Genomic DNA, 15,543 nt, shown 5'->3' on the forward strand with positions numbered 1-15,543 from the left:
CAACAACTAAACCGCTAGGCCTTCAGGATGACAGCGATCTCCAAGGCTGCAGCCGATGACGGCACTTAACCATCCGGTACTGGTGTTTGACGGCGGCTGTCCCTTCTGCCGCCATTTCGCTGAGCTGGCGGAACTGCGCAGTGGCATCCCGAACTTGGCAATCCGCGATGGCCGCAGCGACCACGAACTGCGGCGGCAACTGCGGCAACAGGGCTGGGACCTGAGCCGGGGTGCCGTGGTGTTGGCAGAGGGCCGGGCGCTGCATGGAGCCGAGGCGATTCAGTGGATCTGCAGCCGGCTGGAGCCCAGCGCCCCCCTGCTGCAGCTGCTCGGCCCGCTCCTCGCCACACCGGGGAGAGCAAAGCGCCTGTACCCGGTGCTGCTGCTGGGCCGGCGCCTCGCCCTGGCCGTGCGGGGATTACCTCTAGATCCAGACCAACCAGCTAGGCAGGCTGCAACAGGTAGCGTGAATTGATAAGGGAGTGGCTGTGGCGCGATTTTTAGTGGTGCTCAAACCCGGCGTGCCGCTGGATGCCGCGGCCATGCTGGAGGCCCTCCAGCCTGTATTAGAGGAGATCAGAGCGGAGATCGAGCACCGCACACCAGCCCACCTCAGCGCCATGATCCGCGGTGGCGGTGAAACCCAGCGCATGCAGCTGTTCGCCGATGTGCAATCAAAAGCAGATGGCAAGGTGCTGGAGCTGGTGCTGCTGAGTCGCGAAGCGATGGGCACTACCGCCCCCCACACCCGCGAGGTTTTCAAACTGCTGCTGGAGTTGATTCAGCGGCATGTGCCATCCATGCCTCTCACCTTCCGCTCCGACCGGGACGGCCCACTGCCAATCGGAACCTGAGCCAATCGGAGCCTGAGCCAATCGGAACCTGACCGGCCATCCCCGAAATTTAATAAAGGCTTAGGATTTGCTGGTAGGTCCTGGATTTGCACCGTGAACGAGAACCACCCCGTGCTGCTCTCACTTGACGCGGAGCTGGATCACCTGCGCAGCGCCTACATCCATCAGCCCAATGAGCAGACCCGCTACCAGCTGGTACGCCTCGAACAGCTGATCCAGCAATGGGCACCGGGTCACTCCAGCAACGGCTGAAATTCCTCAGGGATTGCACCACGGGCAGTGGCCCGGATCGGCTGCGGAGAGTCCATCTCGGCGGAGTCGCTCCACCTTAATGATTCTATCCCGGCCGGGGCTACCGCTTTTCCACCTACGCCACCTGGTTGATTCGCGACGCCATCAGCAATGCCCTGGCGGCTTCAGCTGCTTGATGAATTGCCAGAACAGGAAGCCGAGCTGCAGCGATTGCGCTACTGAATCGAAGCAGGGGAACCTTTGAGCGTGAGCTCCACGGCCCGGCAGATGGGCGACACACGAGACACGGCCCGAGGTTTAGAACGAAGGGCCAACGCAACTATCCGGAGACTTTCGGTGCGCTTCATTGATCACCTTGAAGCCTGACCCTGTGACCTGGCACCCCCATCTCTGGCATCCCACCACCCAGGTGGCCAGCAGCCCCGAGCCGCTGCAGGTGCGCTCAGCCCGTGGCAGTGAGCTGGAGCTCAGCGATGGCCGCCGCCTGATTGATGCGATCAGCAGCTGGTGGGTCACCCTGCACGGCCATGCCGAGCCAGCCATTGCGGCGGCGATCGCCCGTCAAGCCCAGCAGCTGGAGCAGGTGATCTTCGCCAACTTCAGCCACGAACCCGCCGAGCAGCTCGCCACCCGACTCAGTGCGCTCACGGGCCTCGAGCGGCTGTTCTTCTCCGACAACGGCTCCACCGCCGTGGAAGTTGCCCTCAAGATCGCCTGGCAGTGGTGGCGCAACCAGGGCAGCGAACGCCGCCAGGTGATCGCCTTCGAGGGGGCGTATCACGGCGACACCTTCGGAGCGATGGCGCTGGGGGAGCGCTCCCTGTTCACCGACCCCTATGAGCCGCTGCTATTTGCCGTAGCCCGGGTGGCCTGGCCCCACAGCCACTGGGGCGACGACGCGGTGGAGCAAAGAGAACAGGTCGCCCTACGCCAGCTCGAACAGGCCCTAGAGACGCCCACCGCGGCAGTGATCCTCGAACCCTTGATCCAGGGGGCAAGCGGCATGCGGGTGGTGCGGCCGGCCTTCCTGCGGGCCGTGGCCGAGCGGGTCCAGGCTGCCGGAGCCCTGCTGATTGCCGATGAGGTGTTCACAGGTTTCGGCCGCACCGGGGATCTCTTTGCCTGCCGCCGGGCTGGCATTCAGCCCGACCTGATGGCGCTCTCCAAAGGCCTCACCGGAGGCTTCCTGCCAATGGGGGCAACGATGGCCAGCGAGCGCCTCTACCAGGGGTTCATCAGCGAACGGCCGGAGGCCACCTTCTTCCACGGCCACAGCTTCACCGCCAATCCCCTGGGATGTGCAGCGGCCCTGGCCAGCCTGGATCTGCTCCAGGCCAACCCCGAGCGCTTCCAGCAGTTCGAGGTGCGCCACACGCCACTGCTGGAAGATCTGGCGCGACACCCGCGGGTGCGGCGCCCCCGCTGCGTCGGCACCATGGCGGCCTGGGATGTGGACGCCGGCGAAGCCAGCTACCTCAATCCCGTGGGCAAACAGGTCCAGCGCCACTGCCTGCAACAGGGCGTGTACCTGCGCCCCCTGGGCAACGTGGTGTATCTTTTGCCGCCCCTGGGCATCAACGAAGACCAGCTTGATCGCTGCTACTCAGTGGTGAAGCAGGCAATGGACAAGCTGATGCCGGTCTGAACCCCTAGCTATCCAGCCTGCAGGTTCGATAGACGCCGGCCCAGCAACAGCAGGCCCAGCACGGTGGTACCACTCACCATGAGCACAAGGGCGGAGAACTGGGCGGCGGTGATCACCCCACTGGCCAGGGCCGTGGAGGCAAACACCAGACCAGGCAGGCCCCGGGGGATAAGGCCAAACACCACAACCCAGCGATCCACCCCGGCCGCCTGATCCCGGCCGCTGATGCCAAGCCCGCAGATCAACTTGCAGCCAATCGCCAGCAGCAAAAGCACCAGGGCCAGCCACCAGGCCGAGGGCTGCAACAGGGTGCCCGCCTGGATGCGCATCCCCACCCCTAGGAAATAGAGGGGCAGAAACACCTCCGACAGCATGGCCAGGTTGCCCCGCAGCTCGCGGGCCTCGGTGCTCCCTTCCCCCATCGGCGCCAGGCGATTGAACAGCACCCCACCCCAGAGCGCCCCAAGCAGGCTGGTCACCCCGGTGACCTCACCGATCCAGCTGCAGCCGATCAACAGCAGCAACATTCCTAGGGGCCCCGGCTGCCAGGGCCCGTGGCGCCGCAACCACCAGCTCGACAGCGGCACGCTCAGCAGAGCCAGGACCGGGCCGAGCAGCACCAGCCAACCTGACCCGGCCAAACCGGTGCTACCACCCTTACCGGCCCCCGCCAACAGCATGGAGCCGGTGAGTAGGGCGATGGCAGGCAGATCGTCTAGCACCGAAACACCCACCAGCAGGCGACCGGAGGGGGTTTTCAAGGCACCGAGCTGGCGGAGGGCCCGCAGGGTCACCCCGGTGCCGGTGGCACTGAGCACGGCCACACACAGCAAGGTGGTGGCCGTGGAGAGACCAAAGCCCTGCTGCAGCGGCCACCAGGCCAGCAGCGGCGTCAGCGCCGACAGCAACACCGTGCGCAGCACTGCCGCTGGCCGGGAGCCCAACAAGCCGCCGCGCACCTCCAGACCCACCTGAAAAAACAGGGTGAGCACCCCCAGCTCCAGCAGACCGGAGAGGGAGCGGATCTGCTCGAATGGCAGCACGGTGTTTCCCAGGGCAAAGCCCACTCCCAGCTCCAGCACGATCGCCGGCACCGCCCAGCGGGCGAGCCGGGTGGCCGTCAACCGGGCCAGCAGGGCACCAACCAACAACAGCAGCAGGGTGGTGAGCAGGGAGGAACCCAAGGGAGCCAGCGGAGCGAGGGTGGCGAAGGTGGATCAGCCCGGCAGGATCACGCGATCAATCACGTGCACAATGCCGTTGTCGCAGGCAATGTCTGCGGTTACCACTGTGGCGTTTTTCACCTCAAACGGCTCGCTGCAACGGATCGGGATCGGAGCCCCCTCCAGGCTCGGCCACTCCGACTGAGCCACCAGGTCGGTGCGGCCATGGGCGCCAGCCAGCACGTGGTATTTGAGGATCCGAGCCAACTGGGGTGGGTTGTCTACCAGGGTCTGCACCGTGCCGGGAGGCAGGGCCGCAAAGGCGTCATCCACCGGCGCGAACACCGTGAAGGGGCCCGGGCCCTCCAGGGCGCCGCGCAGGCCGGCAGCATCGACGGCCGCCAGCAGGGTGTTGAAGGCGCCGGCGGCGAGGGCGGTTTCAAGAATCGTGGCCATGGCGTATCTCCTAGCGGTAATCCTGGGTTTGAATGTCGGCAAGCCGCGCTTCGGGCCGCAGGAAGCGATCCATCTGGGCCTCGAAGAAGCGGCGGTTGGCCGCAAGATGCTCCGGGTCGGTGTCGTCTAAGGGATAGAGCAGGGCACAGCGCAACGCCTGGATCACGGCCGAGGTGACGTTGTACATCGAGCGCTGGAAGGTGATGCCCAACTGGATCAGTTGATCTTCTTCGCCGCGGCGATGCTGCTTGTAGAGCTCCTGCAGATAGGGGGGCAGGAAATGCAGCATGTCCTGCATCAGCAGGGTGGGCGGAATGCCGGCGGATCCCACTGGGAACACATCGGCATAGAGGATGCCGTAGTGGAAGTCGGCTTGATCGGCAGGCACCTGATAGGCCTGGGCGTTGTAGCTCTTGGTGCCGCGGAACGGTGAGGTGCGGTAAAACACCGCCTCCACATAGGGCAACGCAGCCTCATAGAGCCAGGTGAAGCCCTCGCTCTTGGGAATGATCTCGAAGCACTCGCCCCGGATGAACACATGGTGGTAGATCGGCCGCCCCGCCACCGCGAAGATGCCGTTGACGAGGAAGTCCATCGCCTCGGGAACGGAGGTGAGCTTCCCCTCGTCGTAGAGGTCGCTCATCTCGAAGAACACCGGCGCCATCACCTCCCAGAACAGACCGAGGTTGGCGTAGAAGGAGAGTTGCTTGACCTGCTCCATAAACATATCCGGGAACAGCTTATAGAGCCCCAGCATCACCAAATTGCCCTTGAAGTAGGCCTTGATCGCCCGATCCGCATTGGCCTTGTAGACGTCGCTCTCCAGGAAGTCGTTGAAGCGGCCTACCATGCCCTGGTGCCAGAACATGGCCTGCATGCAGGCCTCGGCGAATTCCATATTCACCCGGTCGTGCCAAAGGTGATGCAGCAGCTTGGGCATGCGGCGGGTCTCACCCCGCTCCATAAACTCCAGTAGCTCCGGATGGGCCTTTTCACCGCCACGCCAGATCCTCAGCTTGGATTTATCACCGGCGTAGCTATTGGGGAGATCGAGATACTCCTTAGAAATAAAATACTTGAATGCGGGAAGCGGATTGAGAAATACCCGCTCAGCTATATACAAAAGATTGCGCCAATAAAAATCCATCGGCACGGCGTAGGCCTTATAGATACCGATGATCTGCTGCAGGTTCTCGGGGGTATCAGGCAGCATTGATCCTCCCGCCTCAAGCCGGTGGATCACCTCTGCGTAGGGATGGGTTGAGGGAGGAATCAGGGGTGTGCGGACACCAGGGGTCGAAACGATGGGTGTCATACGGGCAGTTGGGTGCGGAGGGCAAGGGCAGCGGTGGCGGTTTCACTCCAGCCGGTGAGTCCTAGGGGCCATAGGCCGGTGAGCAGCACCAGCAGGGTGAGCACAACGGCCGGCAATCGCTCGCCCAGGCTGGTGCCCTGCCAGTCAGCTCGGGAATTATCGAGCCGGCCAAAACCAACCCGATTGAATAGCCGCACCGCATAAACAGCAGTAAAACCAGAGGCCACCAGGCACACCAACGTTGCCCTAGGAAAGACGGTCCAGCTGCCCTCAAACACAAGAAGTTCTGCAGGGAAGCCAGCCAGTCCAGGAATGCCAGCGGCGGCCATCAGGGCAAGCAACAACAAACCCATCGTGAAGGGCAGGCCCCTAATCGGATTGAGCAGGCCGGATAGCTCGGCAATAACGGTGGTCCCGGTCTTGCGCTGGATTAGCTCAACGCAGGCAAATAGCAGGGCCACTATTAAGCCGTGAGCAATCACCTGAGCCATCACCCCCTGCAGGCTCAAGGGGGTAGCGGCAGCCAGAGCCAATACCAGCAAGCCCATATGGCCAAGCGAGCTGTAGGCCATCAGGCGGCGCATATCTGTAGCCGCAACAGCGTTAAGGGCGCCATACACGGCGCTAACGGCACCAGCAGCAGCGATCCAGGGGGAAAAAGCTGTCCAGGCACCTGGCAATAGGCCCACACCAAAGCGCAGCAGGCCGTAGGCACCAAGCTTGGAAACGGCCCCACCCAGCAACATCACCACCGGAGCAGGGGCCTGGCTGTAGCTGAACGGCTGCCAACCGTGCAGCGGCACCACTGGCAACTTCAGGCCAAAAGCAAGCAGCAGCAGGGCCAGCACCCAGGCCTGGGCAGCTGGAGCGAGGGGCGTTGCCGCCAGGGCCTCAAAACTGAAGCTCACGGTGCTGGTGGCAGCGCCCTGACCCAACCAACCGAAGGCCAGTACCCCAGCAAACAGGCTGAGGCCAGAAACGGCGCCATAAAGCAGGAAGCGGGTGGCAGCTCCTGCTCGTCGCTCCCCTCCCCAGATAGCCACCAGCAGCGTGGTGGGGATCAACACCAGCTCAAATGCGAGCACAAACAACAAGGCATTGCGGGCGAGGAAGGCGCCCACCACCCCGAAGTTGGTGGCAAGAATTAAGGAGAAGTAGAGGCGCGAGCGGCCCTGGTCGGCAGGAGAGGCCAACACCGCCATAGCAGTAAGCAGGGCGGTGAGCAGCACCAGGGGCAGGGAGATGCCGTCGAGGCCGAGCTCCAGGGCAAGGCCCAGGCGAGGCAGCCAGGTAAAGCTGAGGTCGGCGGGGGGCCGCAGCCAGCAGTACCCCCCAACTAAAAGCTGGGCCAGGGCTGTCAGTGCCGCCAGGGAGCGCACCAGGGCCGGACGCCCCTCCGGCAATCGGGACAGCAGCAAACCCGCAAACCCGGGGATTAGCAACAGCAGCAGCAGGGGGGCAGAGGTCACGGCAGCACAGCCAGAGGAGAGGGAGCGGGGCTGGCCAACAACCAGGCCGCCATCAGCAGCACCCCCAGCACCAGGCTGAGGGCGTAGGCCTGGGAGCGACCTGAGGTGGTGAGGCTGAGCCGGCGGGCTCCTGCCATGGCTGCGGCACCGGTGCCACCGCTGAAACCATCCACCAGGCGGCTATCACTCCAGGCGCCAAAGCGGGCTAAGGCCAGCACCAGAGCCACCACGGTGCGGTGATAAAAGCGCTCGGTTTGCATGTCGTGGGCGAGCCACTCCTGCAGGCCTGAGAGGGCCTGGGGCAGCCGGGCCAGGCCGTGGGGCCGCAGGTAGAAGGCAGCGGAGAAACCCCCTCCCACCAGGGTCGATACCAGCAGAGGCCAGGCCAGCGGCCCCCAACCGGGCAGGGGAGTGAGGCTGAATACGCCATTGCGCACCAACAATTGAGGCAGGTGCAGCTCCATACCCATCAACACGGTGGTGGGCAACACCATCAACCACAACACCTCGGCAGATCGCTGGGTGAAGGGTGTGGGGCGACCGCCCCAGATTTGGCCGAATACACGAATCAAGCCTGCGCTGATCAGGCAATTGGTGAGCAGCACCAAGCCACCCAGCAGCCAGGGATGGCCGCTGGCTGCTGTGAGAGCAAGCAGCTCGCGCAAGGCGGCAAAACTGGCGAAGGGAGGCAGTCCCATCAGGCCAGCTGCCCCGGTGAGGAAGGCCAGGCCCATAAGCGGCCGCCGGCTCCAAAGCCCACCCAGCTGGGTGAGGTCCTGGGTCACGTTGCTGATGACGATGGTGCCAATGGCCATCAGGATCAGGGCCATCGGCAGCGGATAAACGAGCAGCAGGTGATCGGCCACCGCTGTGCCACCCAAACCCACCGCCACAAACAGCAAACCAAGCCAGCTGCTCACCAAGAAGGAGAGGGCTCGCTTTACATCCACCTGAGCCAGCGCGATCAAGGAGGCCACCACCGCCGTGGTGCCGCCAACGGCAACCAGCACGGCCTGCACCAGCGGGCTCAGTTCGATGAGGGGCTCCAGGCGCAGCAGCACCCAGGCGCCACCAACCACCACTACCGAGTTGCGCAGCACGGTGGAGGGCAGGGGGCTCTCCATGGCCTCATCCAGCCAGAGGTGCAGAGGAATTTGGGCGCACTTGCCCATGGGGCCGGCGATCAGTGCTAGCAGGATCAACGTGAATCCAGCCGGCAGGGGTTGGCCGTTGTTGGTGAGATCGGCGGCCCATCCCTGCAGGCCATGAAAATTCCAGGTGCCGCTAACCGGCAACAGGGCAATTACCCCCGCTAGCAAGATCAGGTCGCCGATGCGCTTGGTGAGAAAGGCGTCGCGAGCCCCTTTCACCACCAGGGGTTGGTTGTACCAGGTGCCCACGATCAGGTAGGTGCCCAGGGTTAGCAACTCGAGAATTACGTAGCTGAAGAACACCGAATCTGTGAGCACCAGACCACACAGACCCGCTTCAAAGAAGCTCAGGCAGCCAAAGAAGCGGGGCCAACCCCAGTCCATTTCCATGTAGCCGATGGCGTAGATCTGAACCAGCAGGTGCAAGCCGGTGATCACGGTCATGGCGATCAGTACTGGCTCGGTCACCAGCCCGTCGAAGCCGACCCTTAGCCCTGCCGTCTCGAGCCAGGTCCAGCTGAAGCTCACGGGCCTATAGAGGGCCTGGGCCCCAGCGGCGGCATTGGTGTGCAAGGCCGTTAGCGCTAGCAAGCTGTGGCTGAAGGCCACCGCCACCATGGCCAAGTTGAGGTAGCCGCAGGGGCGCGGGCCGGTGCGGGAGATCAACCCAGGCGACCAGGCCAGCGACAAAAGGGCCGCGAGCAAGGGATAGAAAGGAACCAACCAGGCGGTTTGAAGCAGAGCAACAGTCATCGTGTCAAACAGGCAATAGAAATCTCAACAGTTCAGACATGTGGAAGATGACGAATATGCCTTCGGATCGGTAACGATAGAAACAGACGCATCGGCTTGGGGCGGCAAAAGTAAATCAAATCCAATCAGTGTCAGTAGAAGTGCTTATCAATCGTCGAGATCACTTGGAGTCCCTCTCAGCTCCATACTCTTCCACTCTGTAAAAACTTCTCCACTTTGTAAAAACCATGGCTTGCCCAAAGTGCGGCTGCCGCCTACTCACCAAGGTGGGGCGCTCCAAGAAGATGCTGATCTGCAGCGATTGCAGCCACCCACTCGAACCATCATCTGATCAGCTTGCCTCCCAGTGGCGCCAGCTCTCCACGTTTATGTTTGTGTTGATGGTGGCTGGAGTGCCTGTGTTTCACACCCTGGTTTCAGGCATGGTTAGCTCCACGTCCACACCACTAAGTAGGGAATCTCAAATAGAAAAGATCAACTAGCCAGCTCCATCGGAGTTTTGGCCCTAACTCTCACTGCCAGCGGCCCGGCTGCGCAGCTGCCACAGCCGCAGCAGAGCCACGACTCCAGAGACGAGCGCAATCTCCAACACCAGCTTGATCCCTCCGGCCCAGGGGGCGAGCAGCCCCTCCAACTGGTCGTAGGCCTGGCCCATCTCCCTGCCCGCCAGGGTGAGCAAGGTGGTCCAGATCAGGCTGCCCGCGGTTGTCCAGGCGAGAAACTTCGCCTGGGGCATTAATTCAATGCCAGCCGGCACGGACACCAGGGTCCGCACCCCTGGGATCAGTCGTCCCCAGAACACCACCGCCGAACCATGGCGATTGAACCAGCGACGGCTCCTGGCTAGGTCATCTGGCTGGATGCCCAGCCAGCGGCCCCGGCTAGCCAGCCAGCCAGCGATCCGCTCCTCATTTATCCAGCGGCCAATGCCGTACCAAAACCAGGCACCCAGAACGGTGCCCACCAGTCCGGCCGCCACCGTGGGGAGTAATTGCAGCCGGCCCGCATGCACCAGATAGCCCGCGTAGGGCATCAAAACTTCTGAGGGAATGGGCGGGATGAGATTTTCCAGCAGCATCACCAAAGCAACCGCTCCATAACCGAGCAGGGGGTTGGTCTCCACCGCGGCGCTGATCAGGTCTGGCAGCCCGTCGATCAACTGCTTAATCAAATGAGAAATCCCGGCACAGGACTGTGATTAGGGTAGGCATCACCAACGCAACATCAGCCTGACCAGCACACCCTGGAACGCTCTTAAGGCCTTGCGCCAGCGCCTCACGGTGCCCCAATTCACCGTGGTCACCGGTGCTCTGGTGATCGCCGTCGGCACGGTGCTGCTGGCAAGCCCGCTTTGCTCAACGGACGACGTGGGGCTATGGCAAGCCCTGTTCACCGTGACCTCGGCAATCACGGTGACTGGCCTTTCGATCATCGATGTGAGCCGCGATCTGACGCCCTTCGGCCAACTGACACTGGCGGGATTGATCATTACCGGTGGCCTTGGCCTAATGGCGATCACCACCTTTTTGCAGGGCTTCGTGCAGGGAAATTCAGGGCTGCGCCACCGGCTAGACAAGGGCCGGGCCCTCGATGAATTCGGGGTAGGCGGCATTGGCCCCACCTTCAACAGCATCCTGATCACGGGCTTCTGCGTGATGGGGCTCGGCACTGTGGTGCTTTACGCCTTCGGCTTCACCGACATCGCCAATCCACTCGAGCGCCTCTGGGCTTCTCTTTTTCACTGCATCAGCGCTTACAACAATGCCGGCTTCGGCCTCTGGGGCGACAACCTGGTGCGCTACCGGGACAACCCGGTGGTGAATGGCGTCATTGCCTCGATGATCGTGGTGGGCGGCATCGGCTGGCGGGTGATCAACGACCTCTGGACCAACCGTGCTCGCCTGCAAGGGCTTCGCCGCCTCAGCCTGCATACCCGGCTGGTGCTGCGCAGCACGGCCTTGTTAATCGTGTTTGGGGCCCTGGGACTGATGTTCACCGAACAATTCGCCGCCGGTGGCGTAATCGAAAATCTGCAGTGGTGGCAGGATATTCAAGTCACCCTGTTCCAGTCGATCTCGGCGCGCACGGCAGGGTTCAACACCGTGCCGCTCTCGATTAAGACCTTCTCGGATGCGGGCCTGCTGCTGCTGATCGTGCTGATGTTTATTGGTGCCAGCCCGGGCGGCACCGGCGGTGGCATCAAGACCACCACCTTCGCCACCTTGATGGGGGCTACCCGCTCCACCCTGCAAGGGCGTGAGGCGGTGGTGATCCATCGGCGCCAGATCCCTGACACCGTGGTGCTGCGTGCCGTGGGGGTCGCTATGGCATCAGCAATCTTCGTGATTCTGATGGCCCTGCTGCTGGGGATTGGCCCCACCACCTCCGGGGAGCCCACCCGCACCACCTTCAACTTCCTCGAAAAGCTGTTCACCTGCATGTCGGCCTTCGGCACCGTGGGCCTGGATCTGGGCGTTACCGCCCAGCTCAACCGTTGGGGCCAGCTGGTGCTGATGGTGGGCATGTTTGTCGGCAGACTGGGCATCCTGCTGCTCCTTTCGGCGATCTACGGCAGCCGGCCCCAACCCCGCGTGGGCTATCCGCGCGAAGAGATCTACATCTGAATCCCCTGAACAGGTTGACTCCATGACGAACTGGTGGCAATGGAATCCGTCTGAAGGCGCCGTCAAAGGTGGCTTCGCTGTGATCGGAGTGGGGCGCTTTGGCTCCGCCGTATGCAGCGAACTGATCAAGGCCGGCGCTGAAGTGCTGGCGATCGATCTCAGCCAGCGAGCCATTGATGAGCTGCGTCAAATCGAGCCAGCCATCGAGGCGCGGATTGTGGACTGCACAGATGAAGAAGCCCTGAGGGCCGCCGGCGTGCTCGACATGACCACCGTGGTGATAGCCATGAGGGAGCCGATCGAGGCCAGCGTTACGGCTGCTTTGATCGTTAAGGACAGCCCCGGCAGCCAGGTAAAGCAGGTAGTCGCACGGGCCACCAGTGATCTACACGTGAAAATGCTGCAGCGGGTGGGCGCCGATCGGGTGGTTTTTCCCTCAAAGATGCAGGGTCAACGCTTAGGAATAGAACTGGTGCGGCCAAACATGTTGGAGCGCCTGCGCCTCGACGACCGCAACAGCATCGAGGAGATTCGGGTGCCCGAAGCCTTCATCGGCCAGTCGTTGCGCGAGATCAATTTGCGCAAGAACTTCAATGTGAGCGTGCTGGCCGCCGGGCCTGACAACCAGCTCACGGTGAACCCGCCCGCCTCCCACGTGCTCGAGGCGGGCGAGCTGCTGGTGGTGATGGGCGCCAGTGAAGCCTTGGCCAAACTGCCGGGCAGCTGAAAACGGGCATCCTCCTGGCCTAGGCAGGAGAGTTGGCCTCCATGGCCTGCACCCGATGAGGTGGTGAGCGCCTGAGCGAGCAGTCTCAGGCCCGCTGCCTCTGACGCATGGAATCCCAGAAAGCTACGACGAGCAGGCCGATGCCGATCAGCCCGGCGCACCATTCGGGTACATGCACGTTGTGCTGGGCCAAGGGAATCCCGGCCAGCATCAACAACCCCAGCGCGCCGATGGCGTAGTGGGCGCCGTGCTCCAGATAGATCAACTGGTCGAGGGCCTTCTCCCGGCTCAGCATCACCGTGAGCGAGCGAATAAAGAGCGCTCCTAGGCCAAGGCCTGTGATGATCAGCGCCAGATCGGTGGTGATCGCAAAGGCGCCGATCGCGCCATCGAGGCTGAAGGAGGCATCAAGCAACTCGAGGTAGATCAAGCTGGCAACACCGCTCTTGGCAGCCATACTTCCCGCCGCCGGATCTCCGCCGCCGAAGAATTCCGCCAGGGAAGTGCTCAGGATCTGCAGCAGCAGGCCGATCAGACCCGCAAAAAGAACATCGCTGCGCAAACTGCCAGGCAGGACAAAGGCCACACCCATCAAAATAATTAACCCCAGAGCGACCTCCAGGGAGGGAACCCTTCCGGCGCTGCTCAGACGCACCTCGAGCACCTCCACCCAGTGCAGTGTTTTGGCCTCATCGATGAAATAGCGCAGAAACACCATCAACAGGAACATCCCCCCGAAGGCGAGGATCCGCGGTTCAGCCAACTCCAGTAGCGCGTGGTATTGCTCGGGGTGATGCAGAGCCGCGTCGAGGGCTTGCCCCAGACCGATCCCCCCAGCCAGGCTCACCAGCAGCAAAGGCCCCAGAAAACGCACTCCAAACACCGGGATCACCAGACCCCAACTGAGGAAAAAACGCTGCTGGCCTGGGGTGAGGTGCTCCAGCACCCGCGCATTCACCACCGCGTTATCAAAGGAGAGGCTGATCTCCAGCGCCAGCAGCACCAGGGTGAGCCAGGTGGCCTCAAGACCCGCAGGGCTCAGACCACCATGGCTGACGAAAACTGCCACCAGGCCCACGGCACAGCACAGCAGCGGGAAACGCACATAGCGCAGCAGGCGGCCCATGAATGTACCCAAACCCTATGAGCTTGAAGCCTGATAGACCCACTGGCTGGCCGATGACATCAATTGTCGGGGGCTGAAAGCGAGCAAAAACACCCGAGGCCGGCCAACCAATCTCAATCTCCCTATATCCCATCTAGTAACCGATGTATATTTTCGAGTGTTGGGGTCGTGCCTTATGGATGCTTTTCTTACCGCCGCCATGGAGCCCGCTGGGGCCATCACCCTGGCGGTGTTTGCCCTGGCGATCCTGCTGTTCGTGACCGGATGGCTAGCCCCTGAAGTCACTGGGTTGCTGGCGGCAGCCCTGCTTGTGACCTTCCGAGTGCTCAAGCCCGATGAGGCCGTGCAGGGATTCGGCAGCCCCGCCCTGATCACCTTGATGGGCCTCTTCGCCGTGTCGGCGGGCCTGTTCCGCAGCGGTGCACTGGATCGGCTGAGGGCCCTGATCGCTAGCGATGCCATCCGCAGTCCCAAACGAATGATCGCCCTGATGGTGGGGGTGGTGGCGCCGATCTCCGGATTTATCCCCAACACCCCGATCGTGGCGACCCTGCTGCCAGTAGTTGAGGGCTGGTGCCACAGGCGCGGCGTATCCCCTTCGAAGGTGTTGCTGCCTCTGTCGTTTGCAACGGTGTTGGGCGGCACCATCTCCCTGCTCGGCACCTCCACCAACCTGCTGGCCAGCGATGTGAGTCGCCAACTCGGCTTTGGTCCTCTCGAGCTGTTCAGCTTCACAGCCATCGGCATCCCCGTCTGGCTGCTAGGGGGCCTCTACATGTTGTGGGCCTCCGACCGGCTCCTGCCAGATCGCGGCCTCGACGATGGCGATTTGCTGGGATCCCTCGCCCGGGAGGGCTATCTCACCGAGGTGCTGGTGCCGGAAGGCTCCGAGCTGGCGGGCCATTCGCTGCACAACAGCCGTCTGCAGCGCCGCTACGACGTGGACGTGCTCGAACTGCAGCGCGGCAGCGAGATCTACAGCGCCCCATTAGCCGACCGCACTCTCCAGGTGGGCGATCGCCTTGTGCTGCGTTGCAATCGGGAAACCCTGCTGCGGCTTCAGCAGGAGCGCACGGTGGTGGTGTCACCGCCGGCGGAGCAGGAGGAAGCCCTTGAGGAACTGAAGCATCCCGAGGTCACCAGTATGCGCATGGTGGAAGTGCTTCTGCCGAACGGCTCCACGATCACCGGCACCAGCGTGCGAGACCTTCGCTTCCGGCAGCGCTACAACGCCACCCTGCTGGCGGTGCGTCGCGGCAACCAGGTGCTGCGTGAATTGCTCGGTCAAGTCGTGCTTCAGGCCGGCGATGTGTTGCTGCTGCAGGCGCCCCTCGATGCCATTCGTGGCCTGCAGGCCAACAACGATCTGGTGCTGCTGGAAGAACTGGAAAAGGACATGCCCACCACCAACCGCAAATGGGTGGCGGTTCTGGTAGCAGCCCTGGTGATCATCCTGCCTCTGTTCAAAGTGCTCAACCTGATGGCAGCGGTTCTCCTGGCAGTGGTGGTGATGGTGGCTACTGGCTGCCTGCGACCCGGGGAACTGCAGCGATCCATCCGTTGGGACGTGATCTTGCTGCTGGGTTCCCTCTCCTGCTTCAGCGAAGCGATGCAGAAAACTGGCCTGGCCGAGGCTCTAGCGCAGGATCTGCTGCATGGCCTTCAGGGGTGGTCGGCTTATGGGGTCCTGTTCGTGGTCTTCGTGATCGCCCAACTCTTCACCGAAGCCCTCAGCAACGGCACCACCGTGGTATTGCTGATGCCGATCGCCACCGCCATAGCCCAGGGTCTTTCGCTCCCACCGATGGCCTTCATCTTTGCCATCACCATCGCGGCCAGCCAGAGCTTTCTCACCCCGATCGGCTACCAAACCAACCTGATGGTGTTTGGGCCTGGTCGCTATCGCTTTCTGGACATGGCGCGCTACGGGGCGCCACTCACAATCGGCCTTGCGATCGTTGTTCCCTGGCTGATCTGCCGCCAATTTGGGATCTAAGCTCAACTTGAT

15 protein-coding genes are annotated in these 15,543 nt (G+C 62.7%); 8 read left to right on the plus strand and 7 right to left on the minus strand.

From position 1 onward, the window contains the following. The first annotated feature begins 55 nt into the window (after positions 1-55). From KBY85_RS00135 to bioA, 4 genes are all read left to right on the plus strand, one after another. Positions 56-475: a DCC1-like thiol-disulfide oxidoreductase family protein gene (locus KBY85_RS00135; protein WP_254959585.1), complete on the plus strand. Its 420-nt coding sequence runs from the start codon at positions 56-58 to the stop codon at positions 473-475. A 13-nt stretch (positions 476-488) separates the two neighbouring features. After that, positions 489-854, plus strand: a complete 366-nt coding sequence (locus KBY85_RS00140; protein WP_254959586.1) for a hypothetical protein — start codon at positions 489-491, stop codon at positions 852-854. Positions 855-947: 93 nt separating this feature from the next. Then, positions 948-1,106, plus strand: a complete 159-nt coding sequence (locus KBY85_RS00145) for a hypothetical protein (RefSeq protein WP_254959587.1) — start codon at positions 948-950, stop codon at positions 1,104-1,106. Positions 1,107-1,476: 370 nt separating this feature from the next. Next, positions 1,477-2,751: an adenosylmethionine--8-amino-7-oxononanoate transaminase gene (gene bioA / locus KBY85_RS00150; RefSeq protein ID WP_254959748.1), complete on the plus strand. Its 1,275-nt coding sequence runs from the start codon at positions 1,477-1,479 to the stop codon at positions 2,749-2,751. Positions 2,752-2,759: 8 nt separating this feature from the next. Here bioA and KBY85_RS00155 read toward each other — a convergent pair whose 3' ends face one another. From KBY85_RS00155 to KBY85_RS00175, 5 genes are read right to left on the minus strand one after another with little or no spacing between them, the layout of a single operon-like run. After that, positions 2,760-3,935: a cation:proton antiporter gene (locus KBY85_RS00155; protein WP_254959588.1), complete on the minus strand. Its 1,176-nt coding sequence runs from the start codon at positions 3,933-3,935 to the stop codon at positions 2,760-2,762. Positions 3,936-3,968: 33 nt separating this feature from the next. Further along, a complete protein-coding gene (locus KBY85_RS00160) occupies positions 3,969-4,370 on the minus strand; it encodes a fasciclin domain-containing protein (RefSeq protein ID WP_254959589.1) in 402 nt (133 codons plus the stop codon). A gap of 10 nt (positions 4,371-4,380) precedes the next feature. Beyond that, positions 4,381-5,685 carry a CO2 hydration protein gene (locus KBY85_RS00165; protein WP_254959590.1) on the minus strand — a complete coding sequence of 435 codons (1,305 nt, stop codon included), beginning with the start codon at positions 5,683-5,685 and terminating at the stop codon, positions 4,381-4,383. Further along, positions 5,682-7,154 (minus strand): NADH-quinone oxidoreductase subunit M, encoded by a 1,473-nt coding sequence (locus KBY85_RS00170; RefSeq protein ID WP_254959591.1) that lies wholly within the window; start codon positions 7,152-7,154, stop codon positions 5,682-5,684. Before KBY85_RS00170 ends, KBY85_RS00165 begins: the two co-directional genes overlap by 4 nt. Then, entirely contained in the window at positions 7,151-9,058 is a 1,908-nt protein-coding gene (locus KBY85_RS00175; protein WP_254959592.1) for an NAD(P)H-quinone oxidoreductase subunit F, read from the minus strand. Before KBY85_RS00175 ends, KBY85_RS00170 begins: the two co-directional genes overlap by 4 nt. A 227-nt stretch (positions 9,059-9,285) precedes the next feature. On the opposite strand from KBY85_RS00175, the gene KBY85_RS00180 reads away from it, so the two are divergent. Next, positions 9,286-9,540 carry a hypothetical protein gene (locus tag KBY85_RS00180; protein WP_254959593.1) on the plus strand — a complete coding sequence of 85 codons (255 nt, stop codon included), beginning with the start codon at positions 9,286-9,288 and terminating at the stop codon, positions 9,538-9,540. 23 nt (positions 9,541-9,563) lie between these two features. Here KBY85_RS00180 and KBY85_RS00185 read toward each other — a convergent pair whose 3' ends face one another. Further along, positions 9,564-10,229 carry a DedA family protein gene (locus KBY85_RS00185; RefSeq protein ID WP_254959594.1) on the minus strand — a complete coding sequence of 222 codons (666 nt, stop codon included), beginning with the start codon at positions 10,227-10,229 and terminating at the stop codon, positions 9,564-9,566. 91 nt (positions 10,230-10,320) lie between these two features. Between KBY85_RS00185 and KBY85_RS00190 the strand changes: the two genes are divergently transcribed. Together KBY85_RS00190 and KBY85_RS00195 are read left to right on the plus strand one after the other, a co-directional pair. Continuing rightward, positions 10,321-11,682, plus strand: coding sequence for a TrkH family potassium uptake protein (locus KBY85_RS00190; RefSeq protein ID WP_254959595.1), 1,362 nt, complete (start codon positions 10,321-10,323; stop codon positions 11,680-11,682). A 22-nt stretch (positions 11,683-11,704) separates the two neighbouring features. Next, entirely contained in the window at positions 11,705-12,409 is a 705-nt protein-coding gene (locus KBY85_RS00195) for a TrkA family potassium uptake protein (RefSeq protein WP_254959596.1), read from the plus strand. Positions 12,410-12,494: 85 nt separating this feature from the next. On the opposite strand, the gene KBY85_RS00200 is transcribed toward KBY85_RS00195, so the two are convergent. Then, positions 12,495-13,535 carry a DUF475 domain-containing protein gene (locus KBY85_RS00200; RefSeq protein WP_254959598.1) on the minus strand — a complete coding sequence of 347 codons (1,041 nt, stop codon included), beginning with the start codon at positions 13,533-13,535 and terminating at the stop codon, positions 12,495-12,497. 175 nt (positions 13,536-13,710) lie between these two features. On the opposite strand from KBY85_RS00200, the gene KBY85_RS00205 reads away from it, so the two are divergent. Then, positions 13,711-15,531, plus strand: coding sequence for an SLC13 family permease (locus KBY85_RS00205; RefSeq protein ID WP_254959599.1), 1,821 nt, complete (start codon positions 13,711-13,713; stop codon positions 15,529-15,531). The last annotated feature ends 12 nt before the right edge of the window (positions 15,532-15,543 follow it).

Source organism: Cyanobium sp. BA5m-10, assembly GCF_024346255.1.
Classification (GTDB): domain Bacteria; phylum Cyanobacteriota; class Cyanobacteriia; order PCC-6307; family Cyanobiaceae; genus Cyanobium_A; species Cyanobium_A usitatum.

What these genes read in the sequence shown, in the direction of transcription:
- KBY85_RS00195 (WP_254959596.1), top strand. Translation starts at nt 11,705, where the DNA reads ATGACGAACTGGTGGCAATGGAATCCGTCTGAAGGCGCCGTCAAAGGT.
- KBY85_RS00175 (WP_254959592.1), bottom strand. Translation starts at nt 9,058, where the DNA reads ATGACTGTTGCTCTGCTTCAAACCGCCTGGTTGGTTCCTTTCTATCCC.
- KBY85_RS00160 (WP_254959589.1), bottom strand. Translation starts at nt 4,370, where the DNA reads ATGGCCACGATTCTTGAAACCGCCCTCGCCGCCGGCGCCTTCAACACC.
- KBY85_RS00165 (WP_254959590.1), bottom strand. Translation starts at nt 5,685, where the DNA reads ATGACACCCATCGTTTCGACCCCTGGTGTCCGCACACCCCTGATTCCT.
- KBY85_RS00180 (WP_254959593.1), top strand. Translation starts at nt 9,286, where the DNA reads ATGGCTTGCCCAAAGTGCGGCTGCCGCCTACTCACCAAGGTGGGGCGC.
- KBY85_RS00205 (WP_254959599.1), top strand. Translation starts at nt 13,711, where the DNA reads ATGGATGCTTTTCTTACCGCCGCCATGGAGCCCGCTGGGGCCATCACC.
- KBY85_RS00135 (WP_254959585.1), top strand. Translation starts at nt 56, where the DNA reads ATGACGGCACTTAACCATCCGGTACTGGTGTTTGACGGCGGCTGTCCC.
- KBY85_RS00200 (WP_254959598.1), bottom strand. Translation starts at nt 13,535, where the DNA reads ATGGGCCGCCTGCTGCGCTATGTGCGTTTCCCGCTGCTGTGCTGTGCC.